This is a genomic window from Tundrisphaera macrotermitis (assembly GCF_051175315.1).
Classification (GTDB): Bacteria; Planctomycetota; Planctomycetia; order Isosphaerales; family Isosphaeraceae; genus Tundrisphaera.
In genome coordinates, this window is record NZ_CP195100.1 from 2,089,631 (window position 1) to 2,115,090 (window position 25,460).

General features: G+C 70.6%; 20 protein-coding genes and 1 pseudogene. 12 read left to right on the forward strand and 9 right to left on the reverse strand.

All coding sequences use genetic code 11. The features are described 5' to 3' along the window. Positions 1-223 precede the first annotated feature (223 nt). On the forward strand, positions 224-2,431 hold the full coding sequence (locus tag TA3x_RS08515; protein ID WP_435020208.1) for a hypothetical protein: 2,208 nt from the start codon (positions 224-226) through the stop codon (positions 2,429-2,431). Positions 2,432-2,471: 40 nt separating this feature from the next. On the opposite strand, the gene TA3x_RS08520 is transcribed toward TA3x_RS08515, so the two are convergent. Next, complete coding sequence (locus tag TA3x_RS08520) at positions 2,472-3,539, reverse strand: alpha/beta hydrolase (protein WP_435020210.1); 1,068 nt, start codon at positions 3,537-3,539, stop codon at positions 2,472-2,474. A gap of 136 nt (positions 3,540-3,675) precedes the next feature. Next, complete coding sequence (locus tag TA3x_RS08525) at positions 3,676-4,443, reverse strand: alpha/beta hydrolase family esterase (RefSeq protein WP_435020212.1); 768 nt, start codon at positions 4,441-4,443, stop codon at positions 3,676-3,678. 226 nt (positions 4,444-4,669) lie between these two features. Between TA3x_RS08525 and TA3x_RS08530 the strand changes: the two genes are divergently transcribed. From TA3x_RS08530 to TA3x_RS08540, 3 genes are all read left to right on the forward strand, one after another. Continuing rightward, on the forward strand, positions 4,670-5,380 hold the full coding sequence (locus TA3x_RS08530) for a Crp/Fnr family transcriptional regulator (protein ID WP_435020214.1): 711 nt from the start codon (positions 4,670-4,672) through the stop codon (positions 5,378-5,380). Positions 5,381-5,880: 500 nt separating this feature from the next. Beyond that, a complete protein-coding gene (locus tag TA3x_RS08535) occupies positions 5,881-6,609 on the forward strand; it encodes a TIGR03067 domain-containing protein (RefSeq protein WP_435020216.1) in 729 nt (242 codons plus the stop codon). Then, positions 6,522-7,580, forward strand: a complete 1,059-nt coding sequence (locus TA3x_RS08540; protein ID WP_435020218.1) for a CBASS cGAMP-activated phospholipase — start codon at positions 6,522-6,524, stop codon at positions 7,578-7,580. The genes TA3x_RS08535 and TA3x_RS08540 overlap by 88 nt, the downstream gene beginning before the upstream one ends. A 55-nt stretch (positions 7,581-7,635) precedes the next feature. Here TA3x_RS08540 and TA3x_RS08545 read toward each other — a convergent pair whose 3' ends face one another. The 5 genes and pseudogenes from TA3x_RS08545 to TA3x_RS08565 form a co-directional block, all read right to left on the reverse strand. After that, positions 7,636-8,913, reverse strand: a complete 1,278-nt coding sequence (locus TA3x_RS08545) for a lactonase family protein (protein WP_435020220.1) — start codon at positions 8,911-8,913, stop codon at positions 7,636-7,638. A 19-nt stretch (positions 8,914-8,932) separates the two neighbouring features. Next, positions 8,933-10,216 carry a glutamyl-tRNA reductase gene (gene hemA, locus TA3x_RS08550; protein WP_435020222.1) on the reverse strand — a complete coding sequence of 428 codons (1,284 nt, stop codon included), beginning with the start codon at positions 10,214-10,216 and terminating at the stop codon, positions 8,933-8,935. Then, entirely contained in the window at positions 10,213-11,106 is an 894-nt protein-coding gene (locus TA3x_RS08555) for a cytochrome C assembly family protein (RefSeq protein ID WP_435020224.1), read from the reverse strand. The genes hemA and TA3x_RS08555 overlap by 4 nt, the downstream gene beginning before the upstream one ends. Positions 11,107-11,227: 121 nt before the next feature. After that, a pseudogene (locus TA3x_RS08560) lies at positions 11,228-12,091 on the reverse strand (alpha/beta hydrolase); the annotation flags it as partial. A 26-nt stretch (positions 12,092-12,117) separates the two neighbouring features. Further along, positions 12,118-13,449: an FHA domain-containing protein gene (locus tag TA3x_RS08565; RefSeq protein ID WP_435020226.1), complete on the reverse strand. Its 1,332-nt coding sequence runs from the start codon at positions 13,447-13,449 to the stop codon at positions 12,118-12,120. A 299-nt stretch (positions 13,450-13,748) separates the two neighbouring features. Here TA3x_RS08565 and TA3x_RS08570 point away from each other — a divergent pair, with 299 nt between their 5' ends. From TA3x_RS08570 to tssG, 8 genes are all read left to right on the forward strand, one after another. Continuing rightward, positions 13,749-14,636: a type VI secretion system accessory protein TagJ gene (locus TA3x_RS08570; RefSeq protein WP_435020228.1), complete on the forward strand. Its 888-nt coding sequence runs from the start codon at positions 13,749-13,751 to the stop codon at positions 14,634-14,636. A 1-nt stretch (position 14,637) separates the two neighbouring features. Then, the gene (gene tssA / locus TA3x_RS08575; RefSeq protein WP_435020230.1) at positions 14,638-16,482 is read left to right on the forward strand and encodes a type VI secretion system protein TssA; all 1,845 of its coding nucleotides are present in this window, start codon (positions 14,638-14,640) and stop codon (positions 16,480-16,482) included. A 102-nt stretch (positions 16,483-16,584) separates the two neighbouring features. Next, positions 16,585-17,103, forward strand: a complete 519-nt coding sequence (gene tssB / locus TA3x_RS08580) for a type VI secretion system contractile sheath small subunit (protein WP_435020232.1) — start codon at positions 16,585-16,587, stop codon at positions 17,101-17,103. A 3-nt stretch (positions 17,104-17,106) separates the two neighbouring features. Next, the gene (tssC, locus tag TA3x_RS08585) at positions 17,107-18,612 is read left to right on the forward strand and encodes a type VI secretion system contractile sheath large subunit (RefSeq protein ID WP_435020234.1); all 1,506 of its coding nucleotides are present in this window, start codon (positions 17,107-17,109) and stop codon (positions 18,610-18,612) included. A 123-nt stretch (positions 18,613-18,735) separates the two neighbouring features. Continuing rightward, positions 18,736-19,221 carry an Hcp family type VI secretion system effector gene (locus tag TA3x_RS08590; protein ID WP_435020236.1) on the forward strand — a complete coding sequence of 162 codons (486 nt, stop codon included), beginning with the start codon at positions 18,736-18,738 and terminating at the stop codon, positions 19,219-19,221. Between the two features lie 67 nt (positions 19,222-19,288). Continuing rightward, complete coding sequence (gene tssE / locus TA3x_RS08595) at positions 19,289-19,783, forward strand: type VI secretion system baseplate subunit TssE (protein WP_435020238.1); 495 nt, start codon at positions 19,289-19,291, stop codon at positions 19,781-19,783. Between the two features lie 4 nt (positions 19,784-19,787). Continuing rightward, a complete protein-coding gene (tssF, locus tag TA3x_RS08600; RefSeq protein WP_435020240.1) occupies positions 19,788-21,617 on the forward strand; it encodes a type VI secretion system baseplate subunit TssF in 1,830 nt (609 codons plus the stop codon). Next, positions 21,581-22,639 carry a type VI secretion system baseplate subunit TssG gene (tssG, locus tag TA3x_RS08605; protein ID WP_435020242.1) on the forward strand — a complete coding sequence of 353 codons (1,059 nt, stop codon included), beginning with the start codon at positions 21,581-21,583 and terminating at the stop codon, positions 22,637-22,639. The genes tssF and tssG overlap by 37 nt, the downstream gene beginning before the upstream one ends. 161 nt (positions 22,640-22,800) lie before the next feature. Here tssG and TA3x_RS08610 read toward each other — a convergent pair whose 3' ends face one another. Beyond that, positions 22,801-23,673 (reverse strand): hypothetical protein, encoded by an 873-nt coding sequence (locus tag TA3x_RS08610; RefSeq protein ID WP_435020244.1) that lies wholly within the window; start codon positions 23,671-23,673, stop codon positions 22,801-22,803. 53 nt (positions 23,674-23,726) lie between these two features. Beyond that, on the reverse strand, positions 23,727-25,178 hold the full coding sequence (locus TA3x_RS08615) for a serine/threonine-protein kinase (RefSeq protein WP_435020246.1): 1,452 nt from the start codon (positions 25,176-25,178) through the stop codon (positions 23,727-23,729). Positions 25,179-25,460: the final 282 nt, after the last annotated feature.

Consider the following 25,460-nt stretch of genomic DNA (forward strand, 5'->3'; position numbering starts at 1 on the left):
CGTCATCGATCGCCGGCCGGGTGATCGATGAGGTGGGGCGATCAGCTCCCGCTCGACCCAGGGCGCCGGCCCTGTGGTTGGCTTGCCAACCACAGCCACCCCAGCTGTTCCCCTCGAGCCAAGGCCATCGGCGTGGCCCAGCCGGCCAGGATCCCCTGGTCCGAGGGCCACATCCATCCACCCCGACGGGTTATCGATAATCAGGTCGTCCGGAGCCATCCCCATGAGAGGTCGCATCGCCGCCTTGATCCTGGCCGGGGCCGTGCCCTGGCTGCTCCCCGCGTCCGACGCCCGATCCGCACACCCGCCGATCGCCGCCCCGGCCGACGACGATGATGACGAGGTGGAAGGGGCCTCCAAGGGCCCCCGGCTCGCCCCCGGGCAGGGGCTCGGCCTGATCCTGACCCTCTCGCGCGGCGCGACCGCCGATGCCCGCCCGGCGCGGCTGGTGGCGCTGGCCGTGCCCGAGGGGACGCCGCCGTCGGCCTTCCTCGCGCCGGGGCCGTTCCGCGCGACCTGGGAAGGGAACCTGGCCAGCCCGTTCCGCAGCGAATACGACTTCATGGCCGCCGGCCGGGGCACGATCAAGGTCGAGGTCAACGGCAAGGTCGCCCTGGAAGGCTCGGGCGACGACCTGTCGAAGCTCAAGGGCAAGACGGCGAAGCTCAAGAAGGGGGCCAACGCCCTCGTCGTGACCTACGACAGCCCCGAGAAGGGGGACGCCTCGATCCGCCTGTCCTGGGCCTCCGAGGACGAGGGCTTCGTCCGCGAGCCGATCGCCCCCTACGTCCTGAGCCACGACCTCGCCACGCCGAGGCTCGTCGACGGCAACCGGCTCCGCGAGGGGCGCGAGCTGCTGGCCGAGCTCCGCTGCCTCCGGTGCCACGCCGCCCCGGCCTCGGCCCCCACGCCGGGCGGGATGCCCGAACTGGCGATGGACGCCCCCAACCTCGACGACGCCGGCGCCCGGCTCCGGGCCGGCTGGATGGCCCGATGGATCGACGACCCCCGATCGCTCCGGCCCGCCGCGACCATGCCCCGGGTCTTCCACGGCAAGCCCGCGATCGCGGCCGGTTCCGACATCGCCGCCGCGCCCGCTCCGTCCGACGCCGCCCGCGACCTCGCCGCCTTCCTCGCCTCCCAGGGCGGGGCGAAGGGGGAGGCCGCACCGCCCGCGCCGGACGCCGAGGCCGTCGCCGCGGGCGGCCGGCTGTTCGCCGGGCTGGGCTGCGTGGGCTGCCACACCCGCCCCGATCGCGACGACTGGGCGGCCGACCCGGCCCGCATCCCGCTCCGCTACGTCGCGGCGAAGTGGAAGCCCGAGGCGTTACGCTCGTTCCTGCTCCAGCCTGACCGGCATTACGCCTGGATCCGCATGCCCAACTTCCACCTGTCGCAGGACGAGGCCGCCAAGCTCGCGGCGTTCGTCGCCTCCGGGCCGGCGGCCGACCTCGACCCCGGTGCTTCGGCCGGCGACCCGGCCAGGGGCCAGGCCCTGTTCGCGTCGGCGGGGTGCGTCAACTGCCACGCGGCGAAGCCCGCCCCGAACCCCACGGCCCCGGCCCTGGCGGCGATCCCCGCCGACGGCTGGTCGCGGGGGTGCCTCGACCCCGAGTCGAAGCCGGATCGCAAGGCCCCCGACTTCGGCCTGGCCGACGGGCCCCGGCAGGCGATCCGGTCGTTCGCCACGGCCGAGGCCGCCCCGGCATCGCTGGCCCGCGACGCAGCCCCCGAGTTCGCCGAACGGCAGATCAAGGCCCTGCGGTGCGCCTCGTGCCACAAGCGCGACGGCTACGAGGATGCCTGGAGCAGCCTCGCGCCCGAGGTGGCCAACCTCGCGGCCGACGCCAACGCGGGCGCCGTGGAGGTGGACCCGGACGGCCACCCGTACCCGGCGCTCCAGTCCCGGCCGCCCTTGACCTGGATCGGCGAAAAGCTCAAGCCGGAATGGTCGAACACGTTCATCGCCGGCACCCTGGACTACAAGCCCCGGCCCTACCTCAAGGCCCGGATGCCGGGCTTCCCGGCCCGCGCCGAGGGGCTGGCCGTGGGCCTGTCCTTGGAGCACGGCTACGCGGCCGCCAGCCCGCCCGACGCCGCGCCCGATCCCGCGCACCTGGCCGACGCCAAGGCGCTGGTCCGGAGCACCGGGCTGAACTGCGTGAGCTGCCACAAGGTCGGCAACGTCGCGGCGGTCGGGGTGTTCGAGGCCCCGGGCATCAACTTCATGCACGTCAAGGAACGGTTGCGCAAGGATTACTACGACCGCTGGGTCCGGGCCCCGCTCCGGGTCGACCCGGATACCAAGATGCCCAGCTTCTTCAACGGCGAGGCCAGCGTCCTGCCCACGATCCTCGACGGCCGGGCCGACCGCCAGGCCGAGGCGCTCTGGAACTACCTGCTCCAGGGCCGCGCCATCGAGGCCCCGTGACGCCGGCGGCCCCTTCGAATGCTCCCCCCCTCCGGCCCGGTCAGCGGGCCGAGGGCGGGGGCAGGCGGGCGGCCAGCCAGCGGAAGGCGTCCTGGTGGTGCGCCTTGAAGAAGGGGAGGTTGTGGCGGCCTTCGGGGTCGCAGGCCACCTCCACGTCGATCCCCAGGCCGGAGGCCAGCCAGGCGAACGACAGGTTGTGCGAGTCGAAGTTGTACTCGTCCAGGGCCCCGAACCGGAGGTAGATCGCGAGTTCCCCCGGCCGCAGGCCCGAGCCGAACAGGAGGTCGGCCGGGTTGTCCCGGGCCATCCGCGCGAGCGCGTCGGGGCCGTCGCCGTAGATCGGCCCCAGGACGCTCTTGGCCTTCACCCGCCTGAGCCCGTGGTAGAACGTCGCGATCACGGTCTCCGGGTCATACCGCTCTACCCAGCGATAGGTGGCCGGGTCGAACTGCTGGCCATAGATCCCGTCGGCGTTGGTATAGCGGAGGTTGATCGGGCTGGCCAGCGTGGCCGAGGCCGCGAAGAAGTCGCGGTGCTTGATCGCCATCCCTAGCGCCCCGTAGCCGCCGGCCGAATCCCCCAGGACCGCGTGGGCCTCGCGGTTCGGCAGGATCGAATAGTGCCGCTGGACGAACGGGATGACCTCCTGCATGACGTGGTCTTCCATCCGCCCCCCGTCGCCGTTGACGAACAGCGAATGCTTGGCGAAGACCCAGTTCCGGCCGCTGTAGTTGCCGTCCGGGCAGGCCACGACCACCGGCGGGCATTCGCCCCGCAGGATCATCGCGTCCAGTTCTTCGAGCAGCCCCATGCCGATCAGGGCATGCTCGTCGAAGTCGGCCGAGTGGAAATAGACGATCAGGGGATAGGCGACGGCGGGGTCGTACCCGGGCGGGACGTACACGTACAGGTCGCGCTTCATGCCCAGGATCGGCGAGCAGGCCCGCAGGTCCTGGCCGTGGTTGTGGGTGTAGTCGTCGACTCGCCCGGCCAGCCGGCCGTTGACCTTGCGGAGGCTCACGAAGTCCCAGATCTGGGCATGGCCGGTCGCCGGGGCCAGGACCGTGGCCAGGACGACCAGGGTCGGCAGGGCTCGTCGTAACATCATCGTCAGGGGCTCCGCCCGGGTCCGGTCCATCCTCATGCCTGTGGATCGACCGTCGCAACCCCGGCCTCGCCCCCAATCCCGCCGTCCGGGGCGCATCGGCCGTCGCCATCGTCCCGACCCGTCCAGTTTCCCCGGCCTATTGCACCGCCTCGCGGAAGAACCGGACGATCAGCGCGGGCGCGGCCCGGGGATACTCGTGACCGCCGTCGTGGGTGTAGACCACCACGGGCGTCCCTCCCTTCGACGGGTGCCGCTCGCACCCCTCGGCCCACGGCTCGGCCGGCCCCTCGCAGCCGTTGAGCCGCTCGACGCGGTCCAGCGTCCTCCGCTGCATGGCGTACCGGACCAGCGGGTCCTTCCGGCCGACGACGTGGAGCACCGGCTTGGGCCGGGCCTTCTGGAAGTAAAGCCCGGCGGCGGCCGCGACCGGGGCGCAGGCCGCGATCGAGTCGCCCCGGGTCGCCCAGAGCAGGTAGGTGAACGCCCCGCCGTTGGAGTGGCCGGTGGCGAACACCCGGCGGTCGTCGACCGGGTAATCCCGCTTCATCGACGCCAGGACCGCGTCGAAGAACCGGAGGTCGCGGTCCCCCTGGTCGCCCGGGGACCTCTGCCAGCCCGCCTTCTTCCCCTCGGGGTCGGTCAGGTTGCCCGGGGACTTCAGCCCCTGCATGTAGACGACCACCGCCTCGGGCCAGGCCTCGTGGAGTCGGTGCGCCCGGGCGGCGTGGGCCGCCGTGCCGCCGTGGCCGTGGAAGTCGAACACCAGGGGCACCTTCCCCTCGGTCTTCTTCGAGGGCGCGTGGACGATGGCCTCGCGCGTCACGCCATCGACCTCCCAGGTGCGGGGGGTCGAGGCGGGCGGGGCCTGGAGCAGCAGGGCGGCCGCGATCGTGAGCAGGGTCATGGGGCATCTCCTCCGGGGTTTCTCCCCCGGCACTACCCCCGAGAGGGCCGGGATGTTCCGCCGATCCGGCCGGCCGGAGGGGTCGATCCCGCCGGATTATCCCCCGGCCCGCCCGCATTCGGGCATCGCAATTTGTGAGACCCGGCTATGATCGAATGGACCTCCGAGTCCCGGCGGCCCGCCCCGAGCCACCGACTCCGGGCCTGCGCGACGATCGAGGAGACCCATGGACGCTCCACTTCGCTTCAGGGACTCCGGCAACTGGCTCCTGGATCGCATCCCGACGGACGAGTACGGCCTGCTCGCCCCCCACCTGCAGCGCGAGGGGATGGAACTCAAGCAGGTGATCCACCAGATCGACGAGGACGTCGATTTCCTGCAATTCCCGACCTCGGCCCTGGCCTCGGCGCTGCTGGTGCTGGAGGAGGAGGATCCGATCGAGGCCGCCACCGTGGGGCGGGAAGGGATGCTCGGCGTGGCGGCCGCCCTGGGGGTGGCCGAGAGCCCGCACCGCGTCATCTGCCAGATGGCCGGGGAGATGATCCGCATCCCGACCCGCGAATTCCTGCGCGCGATGGCCCGGGGGCCGATCATCGCCCGGCTGATCCGCCGCTACGCCGTCTTCTCGATCCGCCACGCCGGCCAGGGGATCGCCTGCAATGCGCTCCACCTCTCCGAGGCCCGGGCCTGCCGCTGGCTGCTGTCGATCCACGACCAGGCCGGCAGCGACGAGTTCCCCCTCACCCAGGAATTCCTGGCCCTGATGCTGGGCCTGCGCCGCCAGGGCGTGACGGTGATCGCCGGGACGCTCCAGAATGCCGGGATCATCTCCTACCATCGGGGGCGGATCCGGGTTCTGGACCGGCTCCGGCTGGAGGACGCCGCTTGCGAGTGCTACGCGGCATCCAGGCGCTATTACGAGCAGATCATGGCGTGAACGCACCGAAGGGCGGCCCCATCGCGGCGACCCCGGCCGTTCCCCTTTCGAGGATCTCCGAAGCGGGCCGGCGACGATCTTCCCGGAGATCCGCGGAGTCTCCGGCGCCCCGAACCGGGCGTGAACCAGGGTCACGCCGGGTCCGGGACGCGGGGGTGAGTTGGCCGTCGGCGGGCGTGACGCCCGTATCCGGGCGTCGAAGGTCCGCATCCTGATTTCTGAGGATGCGGACGGCCGTCGACGGGCGGGCGGCGTGGCATCGGCGCGGCGCCACGTCCGACAGTCTGTTTATATGCAAGTTCCTCGGACCGAAAAGAGGATCGATCTATTTATTTAGCGCCCCCGGCCGGGCATCCCGGCCGGATCGGGGCCAGCAATCGGCGACGGGCTGCCGTCATGGGGAAGCCGGCCTTCCCGGCGTTGTGGCCGGCATCCCACCCGGTTAAGATGCCCGGCAATTCCCGGGGTTGACGACCCCCCTGATCGAGGCGGAGCTCCCGATGAGAATGCCCAGGATCCGGAGAGTTGCGATCGCGTTGCTGCTGGCGTCCTTGCCCGTCGCGGCGGCCGTCTGGCTGCGGCCCCGGCAGGATTCCCGCCCCGGGATGGCCGAGTTCCAGGGCCGATGGACCCTCCTCATCAACCGCGAGGACGCCGCGTCCTATCCAAAACCACTTCTCGATTCCATGGCGTTGTTCGTCACCCTTTTCGATGGCGATCGGATGATGGTCATCCCCCGGAATCAACCCTACGTCGTCGGGCTTCTGGACCAGATTTCCTCGCCATCCATCGCTTCCACCATCAAGGTCGACCCGTCCACCGACCCGAAATCGATCGATCTCACCAACTTCCGGGGGAAGACCACCAGGGGCATCTACGCGTTCGACGGCCCGAGGCTCAAGCTTTGCCTCCCGAAACCCGGGGCCAAGCGCCCGGTCTCCTTCTCCGACGAGGGCTGCCGACTCAAGATCTACGAGCGTGACGCGGCCGCCCCCGATCGTAGGAACGCCGACCGGGCGGGCGAAAGCCGATCGATATTAGGACAGGAAACACGGGGCAGGCCGGGACTGCCGACGACCGGGCGGGCCGGGCCGAGTCGCCCGCCGCAGGACGGCACCCCGGCGGAAAAGGACTTCAAGGCATGCATCCCTTCCGGATCCTCACCCTCAACGGTGGCGGCATCCGCGGCGCGTTCGGCGTCGCGTTCCTGGCCCGGCTGGAGGAGTTGATCGGCTCGCCGATCATCGGCCAGTTCGACCTGATCGCCGGCACGTCGACCGGGGCCATCATCGCCGCGGGCCTGGCGCTCGGCCTGCCCGCGAGCGAGTTGGAACGCTTCTACCGCGAGGACGGCGGGGACATCTTCCACCCGCGCGACCCGTACCGGGCGCGGGGGCTGATGCGGCCGATCTACCCGCTGGCCTCGCGCGTCCTCCGCCGCCGCACGGGGCAGGGGATGGACGCCTTCTTCCGCGCCCGCTATTGCCCGTTCCGGCTCCGGGATGCGCTGACCCGGGTCTTCGGCGAGACGACCCTGGGCGACCTGGGCGCGACCCGGCTGATCATCCCCTCGGTGAACCTGTCGCTGGGCCGGGCGCACATCTTCCGGACGCCCCACCTGCCAGGCGCGATGGACGAGGCCGGGCTGACGGTCGTCGACGTCCTCCGCGCGGCCACGGCGGCCCCGACCTACTTCCCCCACCAGGTGATGCCCGACGGCCACGCCTACTGCGACGGCGGCGTGTGGGCCAACGCCCCGGCCGTGGTCGCCGTGGCCGAGGCGATGAAGATCCGCCAGGACTGCCGGCGGCCCGGCTGCGACCCCGCCTACGACACCGCGTCGCTCCGGCTCCTCTCGATCGGCACCGGCCGGGCCACCTACTCGCTCAAGCCGCCGGGCGCCGACGCGGGCCTGCTCTACTGGGCGGGCCGGATCGCCGACGTGATGGGCATCTCGCAGATGCAGGGCGTCCAGCTCCCGATGGAGTTCGTCCTCGGCGACCGCTACCGGTGCGTCGACTTCGAGATCCCCGACCGCTCCTGGAGCCTGGACGGCGTGACGCATATCCCCGCACTGATGAAGCTGGGCCGCGAGGCGGCCGAGGCACAGGCCCCCGAGATCGCCGACCGCTTCCTCTTCGGCCCGGCGGCCGCCTACGTCCCGTTCGCGGAAGCCCAGGATCCGCAGGCGGTCGCCTGAGGGGTTACCCCGCGGCGACCCGCCACTCCATCGGGCCGCCCGGACGCCCACCGCTTCAGGATGGCTTCGCTGCCAGGTCGAGATAGACGATCATCGACGGGTTGCCGACCGGGCAGTAGTGCCCGGTGAAGGCCAGCCCGCCCGTCTCCTGGTTGACCCGGAAGACGGCGACGTTGTCGCCCCGCTGGTTGCAGCAGGCGAGGAACCGGCCGGTGGGGTCGAAGGAGAAGCTGCGGGGATAGTTGCCCCGGGTCCACTCCTCGCCCACGAACCGGAGGTCGCCGTCCGGGCCGACGGCGAAGATCGCGATGCTGTCGTGGAGCCGGTTGCCGGCGTAGACGAACCGGCCGTCGCCGGAGACCAGGACCCCGGAGCAGAAGTTGCTGCCGGCGAACCCGGGCGGGAGGCTGGAGATCGTCTGCCGGGCGGTCAGCCGGCCGGTCTGGGCGTCGTAGTCGAACCGGACGAGGTTCGAGCCCTCCTCCTGGATCGAGTAGAGCCAGCGGCCATTGGGGTGGAAGTGGAAGTGGCGGGGGCCGTCGCCCGGGGGCAGGGCCACCGCGGGCGGGTCGTTGGGGGTGAGGATCCCCGCCCGGTCGTCGAACCGCCAGGAGTAGATCCGGTCCAGGCCGAGGTCGACGTGGAGCACGAACCGGCCCGAGGGGTCGGCCTGGATCATGTGGGCATGGGTCCGGTCGTGGCCGCTGAAGGCGAACGTCCCGGGCGGGGCGTTGGTCGCCCGCGCGGGGCCGAGCTTGCCGGCATCGACCTGGACGTCCGTGGCATCCCCCAGGCGGCCGTCGGGAAGGATCGGCAGGACCGCCACCGACCCGCCGAAGTAGTTGGCCACCAGCAGGAACCGCCCGGAGGGGTGGACGCTGACGTAGGTCGGCCCGGCGCCGCCGGATCGCACCGTGTTGAGCTTCTGCAGGCGGCCGTCGGCCCGATCGATGGCGTAGGCGGTGACGGTGCCCTGCTTGTCGTCGCCGACCCGGTCGGTCTCGTTGGCCGAGTAGAGCCGGGTCCCGGCGGCGTTCAGGGCCAGGCAGCTCGGACTGACGCCCGACTCCTCGACGTCCAGGGCCTCCATCGCGCCGGTCTCGCGATCGACCCGGAACCGGTGGATGCCGCGCCCGTTGCCGGGGGGCAGATCCACCTGGGTCGGCAGGACGTCGCGGAGCGGCGAGCTGAACGTCCCGACGTAGGCGATCAGGGGTGCATCGGCCTTCGGGGCCTGGCCCAAAATCGACCCGGGATGGGCCAGCGGGGCGGCGCCCGCCAGGAGGGCCGAGGACTGGAGGAACGAACGGCGGGAGCGGTGGGTGGGTGTCATGGCATTCCGATCGGCCGGCTCACGCGTCCGCCAGGCCGAACAGGGCGCGGACGGCGTGGAGCAGGGGGTGGGGGTGGTCGGCGGGGGGGTCGGCGGCGGCCGACCGGAGGGCGACGCGGGGGTGGTGGAGGAACTGGTTCTGGAGCCGCCGCATGGCGTGGGCGATGTCCTCGCGCTGGGCCGGGGTCAGGTCGGGCTGGCGGGCGAACAGGGTGTCCAGCTCGCGGAGCCGGGCGGCGTCGGCGGTGTCGCCGAGCTGGCGGAGCACGGCGCCGGCGTGGGTCCGGTGCCGCAGCGCGGCCAGGGTGGCGGCCACCTCGCGGTCGATGATCGCCAGGGCCGGGTCGATCCCCTTCTGCCGCTTCTGGCGGTTCTCCTCGGCCTGGACGCGGAGGTCGTCGACGTTGTAGAGGTGGACCATGTCCAGGTCGCCGATCCGCGAGTCGAAGTCGCGCGGGATGGCGATGTCGAGGATCAGCGCCAGGCGGTTGCGGCGGGCCCGCTGGACCCGGGTGTAGGTCTCGAGGTCGACGATCGGCCGGTCGGAGGCGGTGGTGCTGACCACCACGTCGGCCTCGATCAGGGCCCGATTCAGGTCTTCGAACGGCACGGCGCGGCCGTTCCAACGCCGGGCGGCCTCCTCGGCGCGGGCCGGGTTGCGGTTGGTGACCAGGATCGTCCCGGGCTTCAGCGCCGCGAGGTGCTGGAGGGTCAGGTCGCCCATCTTGCCGGCGCCGATGACCAGCACCGTCTTGTCGGAGAACGTGTCGAAGACGTCCTTGGCGACGTCGACCGCGACGCTGGCCACGGACAGCTTCCCCTTGTCCATGCCGGTCTGCTCGCGGACCAGCTTGCCCACCCGGAGGGCGTGGTCGAAGACCGCGTGGAGGATCGGCCCGACGGTCTTCCTCGCGTCGGCCGCCTTGTAGGCGTCGCGCACCTGGCCGATGATCTGGCCTTCGCCCAGAACCAGGCTCTCCAGGCTGGCGGCGACCTTGAACAGGTGGGCCACCGCGTGCTCGTCGTGGTGGTCGACCAGGTGGGTCGCGAACCCCTCGGCGGGGATGGCGTGGAAGTGGGCCAGGAAGTCGATCATCGCCCCGGTCTGGGGGATCGCCCCACCGGCGCCGGCGGCGTACAGCTCGACCCGGTTGCAGGTCGAGAGGATGACGAACTCCCCCCCGGGGAACGCCCGGGACAGGGCGTCGAGCGCCTCGTCCCGCTTCCCCCCTTCGAACGCCAACGCCTCGCGCACCGAGGCCGGGGCGCGGCGGTGATCGACGCCCAACGCCAGGAGATTCACGCCGACCTCCCCGGGGCCTTCGTCCCGGGATCGGCCGCGGGCGGGGCATCCCCCCGCCTCACGCCGTGCGACGTGATGTCCATCAGGTCCACCCCCACGGTGGCGAACGCCAGCGACAGGAACGCGACCACCGTCAGCAGCATCACCTTGCGGCCCCTCATCTCGGGCCGGAACCGGGCGTGGAGCAGGACCGCGAACAGGAGCCACATGATCAGGCCGCTGAGCACCTTGGGGTCGGTCCATTCGATCTGCGACCGGCCCGCCCTCCGCAGCGACGCCTCCATCACCAGCCCGATTCCCAGCCCCGCTGTCAGGAACGGGAACGCCACGGTGATCCCCGCCCGATTGAGCTTCTCGGACTGCTCCAGGCTCGGCATCACCAGGCCGAACCGGTTGGGCCGCTTGTGCTTGAGCCGGGACGACTGGATCAGGTACATCAGCCCGGCGACGAAGGCCACGCACGACCCGGCCGCCCCCACCAGGTAGAATAACCCATGGGTCACGCCCCAGAAATAGGTGGCCCCACCCCAGGCCGCCCAATCATCTCGGGGCGCCCAGATCCCCGCCAGGCCCACCAAGCCCACGACCCCCGGCAGGATGAAGACCCCGACCGCGACCGGCTTGGGCGACCGCGCGATCAGGTACAGGCCCACCGCCGCCAGGACCCAGGAGACGACCAGCAGCGACTCGAACACCGTGGTCACCGGCAGTTGCCGGGTCCGGACGGCCAGGTTCGCCAGGTACAGGGTCTGGACGACCCAGGCCAGGGCGAACAGGGCCAGCGTCGCGTACCACCGGGCCACGCCCCGCACCGCGAACCGGGCCAGGTCGCACGCCAGCGCCAGGCCATAGGTCCCGCCGAAACAAAGGACGCTCAAACCGTCTGCCATCGACCCGCCGGCCCTCATCCCGCCATGTCCTGCTCGCCCGGGTTGATTGTACCCGCCCCGCGACGGCCGGCCCAGGGGGACGGGCCGGCATCTGCCGGGCCCCGGGGGCCCGCCGGCCTCAGCGGAACAGCTTCTGGGCCAGCAGATACAGGTTGTTCCGCCAGACCCGGAAGTCGTGCCCGCCCTGGTCGACGTGCCAGATGTGGGGGACGCCCTTCTCCTTGAGGTAGGCGTGGGTCCTTTGGCTGATGTTGATCAGGCCGTCCTTGTCGCCGCACGAGATCCAGAGCAGCTTGAGCTTGGCCTTCGCCTCCTCGGGGTTGGGCACCAGCTGCTCCGGGGCCCGGGTGTTCGGTGCCGACGAGAACCCGCCCACCCAGGCGAACGTGTCGAGGTGGCCGAGCCCGAAGTTCAGGGACTGGCCGCCGCCCATCGACAGCCCGGCGAGGGCGCGGGACTCCCGATCCTTCTTCGCCGGGTAGGTCTTCTCGATGAACGGGATGATGTCCTTCAGGAGATCCCCCTCGAACGTCTCGAATGCCTTGGCGTGGCGGAAGACGTCCCCCTCGGCCCGGTCGTTGGGCTGGGCCCGGCCGTTGGGCAGGACCACGATCATCGGGACGGCCTTCCCGTCCGCGTAGAGGTTGTCCAGGATATCGGCGGGCTTGCCGTCCCGGTTCCACTCGTCCTCGTCGCCGCCGATCCCGTGCAGGAGGTACAGGACCGGGTAGGTCTGACCTTTCGAGAACCCGGGCGGGGTATAGACCTTCATCTTCCGCTTGGTGCCCACGGTCGTGGAGTCGTACTCGACCACCTCAACCTTGCCGTGGGGGATGTCGGCCCGATGGGAGCTGAAGCCCTCCGGGGCGGCCGGGAATGCGGCCTTGTCGTCCGGCCCGAGCACGATCGGTGCCCTCGGCCTCTGTGCCGAGGCGACCGAGACGGCGATGGGCAGCAGGAGGGCGGCGATCCAGGCGCGTTTCATGGTGGACTCCCGGTGACAGGGCGGATTCATCGCGAGGCGCCCCAGCGCTCCCCGGCCTGAAACGGCCCGGAGGAGGCGACCACGCGGAACAGGACGCGGCCGGCCAGGATCACGGCGCCGGGGGGCAGGGGGGCGGAGCCATCGACGCGGAGGTAGGTGCCATTGCTGCTGCGGAGGTCTTCCAGGCGGAACCGGCCGGCGTCGTGGCGGATCAGGGCGTGCTGGGTGCTGACCACCGGGTCGCCGGCCAGGACGATGTGGGCCTCGGTCCCCCCCTTGCCCGCGCCGCCCCGGCCGATGATGGTGAAGTCGGGTCGGGTGATCGGGAACCGGAGCCCCGGGCGGCCGTCGGGCCGGATCAGGTCCAGGAAGGCCAGGGCGTTCAGGTCGCGGCTGAAGAACTCCTCCCCCTCGTCCGATCGGGCGGCGGGCCCGGGGCCGATCGGCTCGGCGCGGCGGAATTCGATGACGTGGCTGCCGGCGCGGAACCGCGCCCCGTCGCTCAATTCGGCCGGCTCGGTGACGCGGAGGAACACCCCGTTGAGCGCCCCGAGGTCGCGGACGGCCGGCGCCCCCCGCTCGAAGAACAGCTCCAGGTGGCGCGGGGCCAGGGTCTCCATGTCGGGGAAGTCGCTGGTCTTCCTGGCGCCGACCCTCAGGCCCTTGGCCGGGATCTCGGCGAATTCACGCCAGACCCCGGTCTTGTCCAGGATGTGGAGGTGGTGCGACACCCTCGGCACGCTGATCCGGCCGACATCCACGCCCTGATAGAAGACCGTCCCCTCGTCGGTGCCCTCGGACTGATAGGGGGGGTTGGCCGGGTATTCGACCGGCCGCGACGCCCACTCCGGCACCGGCGGGGCCGGGGCTGCGGGGGGCGGGGCCGGCGCCGGGACGGCGGCCGGCGCGGGAGGCCCGGCATACGCCGGCGCCGGGGCGGGGGCCGCCGGCTCGTCCCCCCCGCGCAGGATGTTCCAGATCTTGCCGATCTTGCCGATCGAGGCCGGGGCCGGGGCGGGCGGGGCGGGCGGCGCCTGCTGGTAGTAGTGCGGGGCCGTCGGGGCCTGTGGCGCCGGAGGTGCGGGCGGGGCCGGCGGCGCGGGCGGGGCCGGCCGGGGCCGGGGCCGAGGGGCGGGGTCCGCCTGGATCGGCGCGGGCGGGGCCGGGGGCCGGGCCGGCCGGGGCTTGGCACGGGGCGGGGGGGCCGCCGGGGCCGGCTGGAACGGGTTGGGGGGCGACGGGCCTCGCGGGCTGGGCGGGAGGATCGTCCCGAACGGGTCGGAGGCGACCCCGCACGATGGGCAGCGGCCCCCGTCCTCGGCCATCGTCGCCCGACAGTGAGGGCAGGTCACTCCCATCGTCGGTCGCCTCCCGGAGCCCGATCGATTCGAGGGCTCTCCCGTCCCGTGATCCGCCTCCCGACCGGCTCCCACTATAGCGCGTCGGCCCGGGGGCGTCAAAGACGCGGGCGGAATCGGCGCGGGCGGCCCCGGATGGGCGGGCCGCGCACGATCGATTCGAAACCTCTGATCGATCCACGCGCGGGCCGCATGGATTGTCCTTGGAGGCGTCACCGGGACGGCGTAAGTTCGTAGGTCGGGTTGCCGAGGGGCGGGGATCGGCCGGCGCCCCCCGGGATCCGCGAGAGGCCACGTCAATGACCGTCGATGAATTGCTGTCCGAAGGCAAGCTGACCCAGGCCGTGGCGCGGGCCAAAGCCGACGCGGCGGAGAAGGCGGGCGACCCGGCGGCGCGCCGGCTCCTGTTCGACCTGCTCTGCTTCGCCGGGGACTTGGCGGGCGCCGAGGGGCTGCTGGGCGCCCCGGTCGCCGCCGGGCCGGCCGACGACCCGGTCGCCCACGCCTGGACGACCATCAGCCGGTCCTTGCTGGAGGCCGAGAAGGCGCGCAACCGCCTGTTCGGGTCGGGCGTCCGCCCCCGGTTCCTGGACGGCCAGCCGACCCCGGCGATGGTGCCCCACCTGGAGGCGGTCGACGCCATCCGCTCGGGCGGCGTGGCCACGGCCCGCAAGGCCCTGGATCGCGGCTCCGAGGCGATGCCGATCGTCTCCGGCACGATGGCCGACGGGACGGCGTTCGCCGACATCCGCGACGCCGACGACCTGCTGGCCCCGGCCCTGGAGGTCTTCGCCCCGGCCGGGTACTTCTGGGTGGGCTGGGACCAGATCCAGTTCCTCGAAGTCGCCACCCCGACCACGCTCCGCGACCTGATCTGGGCCCGGGCCAAGCTCGCCACCTTCGACGGCCAGCTCGGCGAGGTGTTCCTGCCGGTCCTGTACTTCGGCACGGCCTATTTCACCGAGGACGACCCACTCCGCCTCGGCCGCAAGACCGACTGGATGGAAGCCGGCTCCGGGATCGTGCGTGGGGTCGGCCGCAAGGTGATCCTGGTCGGCGAGGAAGGGCCGTCGGTCCTGGAGCTGGGCACGCTCCAGTTCGCCGCCCCGGCGGGGTCCGAATCGACCGCCCTCGAAGGCGCCGAGCCGCCGCCCGACCTGGAATCGCCGCCCCAGGGGGCGTTCTGACATGGCCACGGCCGTCGGCATCGACCTCGACGCCCTGCTGGCCCCGATCTCGGACGCGAGCCCGGCCGGGGAGGACCTGGCCTACGCGCCCGAGTACGACGACCTGCGCGAGGCCCGCCGCAGCGAGGACGATGCCAATCAGGGGGACTGGAAGCGCAAGGCCAAGGTCGCCAACTGGGACCGCGTGATCGCCCTGGCCACCGACATCCTGACCCGGCGATCCAAGGACCTGCAGGTGGCCGCCTGGCTCGCGGAAGCCCTGGCCCACCGCCGGGGCTTCGCCGGGCTCGCCGAAGGGTTCACGCTCCTGAAGGGCCTGCAGGATGCCTTCTGGGAGACGTACTACCCCCAGGTTGAAGACGGCGACCTGGAGATGCGCTACGGGCCGTTCCTGTTCATCAACCGGAACTTCCCGCTCCTGATCCGGTCCCTGCCCCTGACCGACGACCCCGACAAGGCCCGCTACTCGTTCCTCCGCTGGCAGGAGTCCCGCGCCGCGCGGCGGCCGGCCGGCGACGACGACGCCCCGCCCGACGAGCGCCTGACCGCCGAGGAGTTCGACGACGCCGTCAACAAGACCCGGCGGGCCTTCTACGAGACGCTCGCCGCCGACGTCGGGGCGGCCCTGGAGGCGTACCGCGAGTTCGACCGCTCGTCCGACGCCCACTTCGGCCGCGAGGCCCCGGGCATGACCGAGGTGGGCCGGGCGCTGGAGGAAGTCGAGCAGCTGGCCGGACGGCTCCTCGACGCCAAGCGCGAGCAGGAGCCCTCGCCCGACGACGAGCCGGCCGAGGACGCCCCCGAGCCCAGGGCGGATGCCGAAACCGACCCCGAGCCCGCCGCCGAGGCCGAGCCGGTCGCGCGCAAGCCCAAACCGGCCGCCCGAACGGCATCGGGCCCGATCGCCGACGCCGACGACGCCCTCCGCCGCATCCTGGAGGCCGCGGCCTACCTCAGGAAGGAGGCCCCGGGCGACCCGGCCGGCTACCTGGTCGGCCGCGCGGCGCGGATGGCCGAACTCTACCGGATGGCCGACCTGTCCGGCCTCCACGACGCGGCCAGCCCCTCCAGCGACGACCGCCGCGACCTCCGCCGCAAGGCCGCCGAGGGGGACCACGCCGCCCTGCTGGAGGCGGCCGAGGCGGCGCTGGCCCGTCCGGAAGGGATGGCCTGGCTCGACCCCCATCGCCACGCGGTCGCCGCCCTGGACGCCCTGGGCGACCGGCCGGGCGGCTCGTCCGCCGCGAAGGGCTGGCTCCGCGCCATCCTGGCGGACTTCCCGGGCCTGGCCGACGCCTCCCTGGGGGACGGCACCGCCGCCGCCGACGCCGAGACCCGCGCCTGGCTCCTCGCCGAGTTCGCGCCCGCCCCGGCCCCCGCGCCGCCCGAGCCGGAGGCGCCGGCCCCGGCGGTGTTCGAAGCACGCCCCGAACCCGACGCCGAGGCCGGCGAGCCCGACGCCTTCGACCGGGCCCGCTCGCTCGCCGACGAGGGGCGGGCCGACGAGGGGATCGGCCTGCTCCGCGACGCGCTGGGGCGGGCCACCCACGGCCGCGAGCGGTTCGTCCGCTCGCTGCAACTGGCCGAGCTGTGCCTGGCCGCCCGCCGCCCCGACGTGGCCCTCCACCTGGCCGACGACCTGGCCGCGCAGGTCGACGAACGGCGACTGGACGGGTGGGAGGACCCGGCCCTGGTCGCGCGGGCCTGGTCGGGCCTATGCCTGGCCCTGCGGGACGCCAGGGCCGCGGAGGCGGCGCCCGCCCGATGGAAGGCCGCCTTCGCCCGCCTGTGCCGGGCCGACGTCGCCCGGGCCCTGTCCATCGGCGAAGGCGGGCCGCCGTCCTGAGCATCCATCGCCGCGGATTTGACGGAAGTTAGTCGTTGACTCCCCTGTGAATCCGATCGATCCTCATGGGGATCATGCCCCGCTCCCCCCGGAGATGATGCGATGCCGCCGAGCGAGAGCCATCAGCACAAGTTGGACCGGGTCCGCCGCCCCCGCGTGCACATCACCTACGACGTCCACCTGGACGGGGCGATCGAGACCAAGAAGCTGCCGTTCGTGGTGGGCGTGCTGGCCGACCTGTCGGGCAAGCCCGACCAGCCCCTGCCCAGGCTCCGCGACCGCAAGTTCGTGGAGATCGACGCGGAGAACTTCGACAAGATCCTGGCGGGCATGGCCCCCCGGCTGTCGTTCCCCGTGGCCAACGAACTCCAGCCCGGCTCGGGCACCCAGCTCGGCGTCGAGCTGAACTTCCGGCACCTCTCGGACTTCGACCCCGAGCAGGTCGTCCGCCAGGTCCCGGCGCTCCGCAAGCTGCTGGAGGCCCGCGAGAAGCTCGCCAACCTGGCCAACCGGCTGGACAGCAACGAGAAGGCCGCCGACCTGCTCCAGAAGGTGATCGCCGACACCGAGGCCCTCCGCCGCATCCACGCCGAATCCGGCCGCCCCGCCGAGGAGAGCTGAGCGATGAGCACCGCACCCGACCCGACCCAGGCCGCCCCCTCCGCGGCCCCGGCCGCCGCCGAGCCCGCCGGCATCCCCCTGCTGGATCAGATCATCACCCAGGGCAAGCTCGGCCGCGACGAGGAGCAGCGGGCCGTCGCCCGCGACAGCATCACCGAACTGGTCGAGCAGGTGCTGGCCGGCACGATCACCGTGTCCGACGACACCCTGGCGATGATCAACGCCCGGATCGGCGAGATCGACCGGCTCCTGTCCGGCCAAGTCAACGCCATCCTCCACCACCCGGACTTCCAGAAGCTGGAGGCCGCCTGGCGCGGGCTCCACTACTTCGTCAGCAAGTCCGAGACGGGCGAGATGCTCAAGATCAAGGTCCTCAACGCCAGCAAGAAGGACCTGGTCAAGGACCTCGGCCCGGCCACGCCCTGGGACCAGTCGGCCCTGTTCAAGAAGGTGTACGAGGAAGAGTTCGGCATGTTCGGCGGGCACCCGTTCGGGGCGCTGGTCGGCGACTACGAGTTCACCCGCCACCCGCAGGACATCGACCTCCTGAAGGCGATCTCCGGCGTGGCGGCGTCGGCCCACGCCCCGTTCATCTCGGCGGCCGGGCCCGAGCTGTTCAACTGGGACGACTTCACCGAGATGTCCGGCCCGCAGGACCTGGCCAAGATCTTCCAGTCGACCGAGTACGCCAAGTGGCGGTCGTTCCGCGAGTCCGAGGACTCCCGGTTCGTCGGCCTCTGCCTGCCCCACATCCTGATGCGCCTGCCGTACGGCGAGGCGACCGCGCCGGTCGAGGCGTTCCGGTTCGAGGAGTCGGTCGACGGCACCGACCACTCCAAGTACCTGTGGGGCAACGCCGCCTACGCCTTCGCCACCCGCCTGACCGACTCGTTCAGCAAGTACAGCTGGTGCGCCGCGATCCGGGGCGTCGAGGGGGGCGGGCTGGTCGACGGCCTTCCCGTCCACACGTTCGCCACCGACCAGGGCGACGTGGCGATGAAGTGCCCCACCGAGATCGCCATCACCGACCGCCGCGACAAGGAGCTGTCGGACCTCGGCTTCATCTCCCTGGTCCACTGCAAGAACACGGACTACGCCGCATTCTTCGCCGCCCAGTCGTGCCAGAAGGCCAGGACCTACAACACCGACGCGGCCAACGCCAACGCCCGGCTCTCGACCCAATTGCCCTACATCATGGCCACGTCGCGGATCGCCCACTACCTCAAGTCGATCGTCCGCGACCGGATCGGCTCGGCGATGAGCCGGGTGGACACCGAACGCTACCTCAACACCTGGATCAGCCAGTACGTCCTGGAGATGGACGACGCCTCGCAGGAGCTGAAGGCCGAACGGCCCCTGCGCGAGGCGCGGGTCGACGTGATGGACGACCCCGGCCGCCCCGGCTGCTACAAGGCGGTGGCGTTCCTCAAGCCCCACTTCCAGCTCGACGAGCTGACCATCTCGCTCCGGCTGGTCGCCGAGCTGCCCCCGCCGGCCCAGGGTCGCTGACCCGAACGAAGGTGAAATCATCGGGTTTCGATGTCACAATGCCTCCCCCGGTCGTAACTATCCCGGCGGGCGCGGAAGTGGATCCGGGACCCAGGCCCCTCCCCCAACCCGAGGCGCAAGATCATGGCCGTCGACATGTTCCTGAAGATCGATGGGATCGAAGGCGAGTCCGCGAACGCGAAGCACAAGGGCGAGATCGACATCGAGTCGTACTCGATGGCGGCCCACCAGACCGGGACCTTCGCCACCGGCGGCGGCGGCGGGGCCGGCAAGGCCTCCTTCAGCGACATCACGGTCGTCAAGAAGGTCGACAAATCGTCACCCAAGCTGTTCGAGGCCTGCGCCACCGGCAAGCACATCAAATCCGTCGTGATCTCGGTGAACAAGGCCGGCGGCCAGCAGGAGGAGTACATCAAGTACACCCTCTCCGACGTCCTGATCTCCGGCTTCCAGGGCTCGGGCAGCGAGTCGAGCGACTCGGTCCCCACCGAATCGATCTCGTTCAACTTCGCCAAGATCGAGATGGAATACAAGGAGCAGAAGTCCGCCGGATCGACCGGCGGGGCCGTCAAGGCCGGATACGACATCAAGGCGAACAAGAAGGTCTGAACCGGGCCGATCGGGGGCGGGCGACGCGGGCCCGCCCCAGGACCACCGGCCCGGCGAGGCCCCGACCATGCCACCAACGCCATCCGATCCGATCCCGACCCTCTCGATCCTCGACCGCCTCGTCGACGACGCGCCCGCCGCGACGTCCGAGGCGGTCGCCGCGCGCGCCGACCGGGCCAGGATCCTCGCCCGGATGAAGGAGAGCGTCCAGCGCGACCTGGAGTGGCTGCTCAACACCAAGCAGTCGATCGTCGATCGCCCCCCCGGGCTGGCGCACCTCGACCGGTCGCTCCTGGCCTACGGCCTGCCCGACTTCTCCGCGTCGAGCCTCGACGACGGCAAGGAGCGCGACCGCCTGCTCCGGGCCGTCGAGGAGGCGATCCGCCGGTTCGAGCCCCGGCTGGCCGCCGTCCGGGCCCGCCTGGAAGAAGGGCGTGACACCGAGCGGTCGCTCCGGTTCCGGATCGACGCCCTCCTGCGGCTCGACCCCGACCCCGAGGCGGTCTCCTTCGACTCGACGCTGAACCTCGGCACCAAGGCCTTCGTCGTCCGGGAGGCCTGAGCGCGTGGCCGACGAATTGCTGGGCTACTACAACGCGGAACTCGCCTTCCTCCGCGAGATGGGCGCCGAGTTCGCCGCCCGCTACCCCAAGGTGGCCGGCCGCCTCCACCTGGAGGCCGAGAAGTGCGAGGACCCGCACGTCGAACGGCTCCTGGAAGGGTTCGCCTTCCTCGCCGCCCGGCTGCGGAGGAAGATCGACGACCAGTTCCCCGAGATCACCGACGCCCTGCTCGGGCTGGTCGCGCCGCACTACCAGGCGCCGTTGCCGTCGATGTCGGTGGTCCAGTTCGTGCCCGACCCCGCCCGCCGCGACGCCGCCGCCGGGTTCGCCATCCCCCGCAAGTCGGCCCTGCACACCCGGCCGGTGGCGGGCCAGCCGTGCCAGTTCCGCACCGCCTACCCGGTCACGCTCTGGCCGATCGAGGTCGAGTCCGCCCGGCTGGAGCCCGACCGCGTGGTCGCCGAGGACCGGCCCCCCGGCGCGGTGGCCTTGCTCCGCATCGCGCTGCGGGGGAAGGGGGGGACGCGGTTCGACGCCATGACGGGCCTGGACCGCCTCCGGTTCTACCTCGACGGCACCGGCGCCACACCGTTCGGTCTGCATGAGATCCTGCTCAACGACGCCTGCCGCGTGGTCGTCCGGGGCCGGGGGGTGGACGGCCAGCCGATCTCGGTCACGCTCCCGCCCGATGCCATCCGCCCGGTCGGCTTCGGGCGCGACGAGGGGATGTTCCCGTTCCCGGCCCGCGCCTTCCTGGGCTATCGCCTCCTGCTCGAATACTTCGCCTTCCCGGAGAAGTTCCTGTTCGTGGATCTGACCGGCCTGGAGAAGCTGGCCGGGCGGGGGCTGGGAGATGCGGTCGAACTCCTGATCTTCCTGGACAAGCCCCCCCGCGCCGACCTATCCGCGACGGCCGAGAACTTCCGCCTGGGCTGCACCCCGGTGGTCAACCTGTTCTCGCGGCTGGCCGAGCCGATCTCCGTGAGCCAGGCCAAGTTCGAGTACCGGGTGGTGCCCGACGTCCACCGGCCCAACGCCACCGAGGTCTACTCGATCGACGCGGTGACCGGCGCGGCGGCCTACCTGGCTGAGCCCGTCCGCTACGAGCCGTTCTACGCCCGCCGCCACTCCGTCGACGGCCGCGAGGCGCGGGCCTTCTGGCACGCCAGCCGGCGGCCGTCGGGGCGGAAGGGGGACCGGGGGACCGAAGTCTACCTCTCGTTCGTGGACCTCGACTTCACCCCGACCGCCCCGGCCGGCGAGACGGCCACCGTGCGGATCACCTGCACCAACCGCGACCTCCCCGGCAAGCTCCCGTTCGGCGGCGACCAGGCGGACTTCACCCTGGAGGGCCAGGCCCCCGTCGGCCGGATCCGCTGCCTCCGCAAGCCGACCGACCCGCTCCGGGCGCCCGCCGGACCCGGCGCCCACTGGCGATTGATCTCGCACCTGTCGCTCAACCACCTCTCCCTGGCCGACTCGGCGCGCGGCCTCGACGCGCTCCGCGAGGTGCTGGCCGCCCACGACTTCGCCGACACCGACGTGACCCGCAAGCAGATCGCCGGGCTGGCACGCGTGGCCAGCCGCCCCGCCGTGGGCCGGGTCTCGCGCCGGGTGGGCGCCTCGGTGTGCGTCGGGGTCGAGGTGACCCTGGAGTTCGACGAATCCGAATACGTCGGCACCGGCGCGTTCCTGCTGGCCTCGGTCCTGGAGCGGTTCCTGGGCCTCTACGCCTCGATCAATTCCTTCAGCCAGACCGTGGCGAAGACCACCCGCCGCGAGGGGACCTGGAAACGATGGCCACCCCGGGCCGGCGAGCGGACCCTGCTCTGACCGAAACCCTGTTCGAGCACCCCTACCGCTTCGACTTCTTCCAGGCGGTGCGGCTGCTCGCGCGGATCGACCCCGACCGCGTCCCGGTCGGCCTCGACGGCCCCCCGTCGCGCGAGGCCGCGCGGTTCCACGCCCGGCCCGGCCTCGGCTTCCCGGCCAGCGAGATCCACGAGATCCGCCGCGAAGGGCAGGGGGGCGACGACCCCGGGCCCGGCCCGCCCCCGCCCGACGTGACCGTCTCGTTCCTCGGCCTCACCGGCCCGATGGGCGTGCTGCCCCACGCCTACACCGAGCTACTCCAGGCCCGCCGCAAGGCCGGCGACCCCACCCTGGCGGCGTTCCTCGACCTGTTCCACCACCGGCTGGTCTCCCTGTTCTACCGGGCCTGGGAGAAGCACCACTTCGTCGTCCCGTTCGAGCGCGGCGAGCCCGACCCCCTGACCGACGCCCTGTTCGACATGGTGGGCCTGGGCGGCCCGGCCCTGCGCGATCGCCACGCCTTTCCCGACGCCGTGGCCCTGGCCAACGCCCCCTCGCTCACGCGCCGGCACCGCACGGCGGCCGACCTCGAAGCGATGCTCTGCGACTACTTCGGCGTGCCGATCGCGGTCGAGCAGTTCATCGGCCGCTGGCTCGAACTCGACCCCGCCGACCGCTCGACCCTGTCCGCCTCGGGCGGCAACAACCAGCTCGGCGTCTCGTTCGTCCTGGGCGCCCGGGCCTGGGACGAGCAGAGCAAGATCCGCCTCCGCATCGGCCCGCTGACTTTCGACCAGTTCCGCGCCTTCCTCCCCGACGGCCCCGCCGCCCGCCCCCTCGGCCAGCTCGCCCGCCTGTTCGTCGACGCCCCCCTCGCCATCGAGATCGTCCCGGTCCTCAAGGCCTCCGAGATCCCTCCCCCCCAACTCTCCCCCTCCGGACCCGGCGTCCGCCTCGGCCGCCACGCCTGGCTCGCCGCCAAACCCCTCCCCCGCGACGCCGACGACCTCGCCTACCCCGCCCCGGACGCCCCGGCCTCTTGATAGAGTGATTGCGGGAACCAGCAGCTTTGCGTCACCAATTGAACCTATCCCTATACATGAAATTTATAACATACTTCCAAATAAAATTTTTGATAAAACGACCCCAGACAACGGCAACAGAGCTCGGCTACAGCACGATATTCGCTATGTACCCTTTGATCCTATTGGTAGATCCCGAGCTGCTCCAAGTGGAACAGGACATGGGACGCCTCCGCCTTACTCCTCGCCCAGACCTCCGGATTGTCCTCCGCCAATTCCCCGCGGAGGAAATGGATCAAAGCCTGGAGGTGGGAATCGGCCGATCCCAAGACCTGGAGCATCGAATCGTCGCAAACTTGGCGGGAGAGGATCTCGAGCTCATCTTTCAGTTCCATGACCGGGGGGATCAGTTCGTGCACCCTCCCATCCGCGATAGGCATTTTGTCGAACCCCTCGCCAGAACGCCGTACTCTCGCGAGGTAGAACTTCCGGATCGGGGTCCTCCTCTCGATTGGGGTCTGATCCCAGTTGAAGTCCGGGGTCTCGGAGTTGAGTAGCAGGAGCTCCGCGAACTGGCGGCTGGCCTCGATCCGTTGCAAGATGGGCGCCAACTTCTTGTAACTCACAGCCCCCAAGTCGAGCCCCTGGAACTGGAGCCTCGCCCCGTCTAGCTGCCCGATGGCGTTGATCGCCTGGAGCTTGGCGGCGGTCAGCAACGCCTCGGTCTGGCGGGCGAGCATCTCCCTGGTGACCTTCCGCTCCTCCTCCGAATCCCGGTTCTCCTTGCGGGCGATCGTCAGTTCCTCGTGCTGCAAATATACCGCGTAGCCGGCCCCAAGCAGCGTGAGGCCGCTGAACAGCGAGGTGATCACCCCGAAGCTATCCCCGAGCACCCCGGCATCTGCCCGGCTGAAGAAGACGGGCAGAAACCAGACCCCGAGCCACATCCCTACCAGGACCACCGCCGCGAGGAAGAATCCCCTCGCGGGGGCGGAATTCGCCAGCACATCGAAGAACATCTTTCCCGGTTCGTGCACTTCCTCCGATTCCGCCACGATCCCCTCCCGTCGAACATCCAGTCGCCCTGGCCACAGCCGCCCTGTCCATCTCAGAACGGGATGTAATCGTCATCGTCCTCGTCTTGATCGACCTGCGGCCTAGGCTTCATGACCTCTTGATGTGCTGCGAGGATCGCGGGATGTAGACTCTCGGCCGCGATCGTCTTCGCCACTACTCGATAGTGTTCGGCCTCTTCACGGATCATGTCCGCGACCGGCAAGGCCACTCCGACATCTTTGATGCTCCAGAGCAGACGGGCGAAGATACCCATCGCGTTGTAGCGATGGAGGATGTCGGCGGCGACCAAGAGGACCTGCAAGGCCATTGTCTGGACTTCGGGAGACCCGGACTGGGTGAAGAGCTCGCTCATCCGGGCCGCGATGGTGTCGGCATAGGAGAATGCCCGCCCGGCCACCTTAACCCTTATAGCCTCGCGGTAGAGAGTCAGCCCCGGAAGAAGTTCGGCGTCAAAATCCCGGGCGATGAATTTGAGGAGGTCGGTCGGGATCCTGTCGAAATCAGCGATGATCCTGGAATAATCAGTAGGTTCGAGACTTGCCAATATCTCCAGCAGGCGTTGCAAATTCACCGGGTCGATCTGGTTATCGACCAAGAGGGCTTCCGCCTCCTGGGCCAGGTTTTCGTATGCAGCCGCGGAGTCCGTCTCACGCTTCGAGGCCTCATAGTAACTGAGAGCGTCCAGCAGCTGCCCCACCGATTGATATCGGTTGTTGGGCAAGAGGTTGGTCGCCTTCCGGACGATGTGGTCCAGGCCTCTGGGAAGGAGACTCAGTTCCAAGGCCATCGGCGTCCTACCGGTGACGAAGTGATAGAGGAGTCGCCCGAGTTGGAAGATGTCGGTCCGAGCATCGCTGTCGCGAGTCCCACCGAGTTCAAACTGCTCGGGAGCGGCGTACTCCCATGTTCCTAGCTTGTCGGTGGTCTCAGTCAAGGCCGTTGAGTCGCCGTATTCGAGCTTGGCGAGGCCCAAGTCAGAGACCGCAACCCAGCTATCCCTCTGGCCAAATCTGAATCTCAGGAGATTTTTTGGTTTCAGGTCGCGGTGAACGGCCCCTGAGGCGTGCAACGCCGCAATGCCCAGGCATGCCTCCTTGAAGGCGGCCAATGCGGCGGTCTCATCCCTCCTCAAGGTTGCGATCTCGTCATCAAGACAACCTATCGCGAGAGGCATCACGAAGAATGGCGGGTCGTGATCCAAGTTGGCGAAAGCAACGGGGACAACGTGATCATGGCTCACTTGCTGCATGATCTTGACCTCGCGTTTGAAGCGTTTCCGCTCATCTCCGGCTTGGTGGCAAAACTTTAACGCCCTCTCCTTCTCGGCCGAGCGATCCAAGACCTTCAGGACAGTCCCCATCCCACCGGCCCCCAACTTGGCCACCACCACGAATCGCCTGTCGATAACGTCACCCGGATGATATCGGTCCAGGCCGGTCACGGCGGGCCGAGGGGCTTTCGACCCCAGTGCGTCCTCGAACATCGGAGAAACCTCGGAGTGGGGGGCGGGGAGCTAAATCAAGGTGAGGCGGACAATCTACCCTGCATTGCGGCATCCGTCCATGATCGCTGACACCGAGTTCGGCCATCTGGTTCATCCGACCTCTTTATCGGGCCGAGTGTTACCTACGCTCTCGGAGGGCCCCTCAATGAACAACGCATCGGGAGTCGAAAAGGGGCAAAGAGTCGAAAAGGGGACATAGCGATTGTCGAGAGGACAACTTGAGTCGAATTGGAGAGCACACCGCTTTCAGTTGCAGATCAC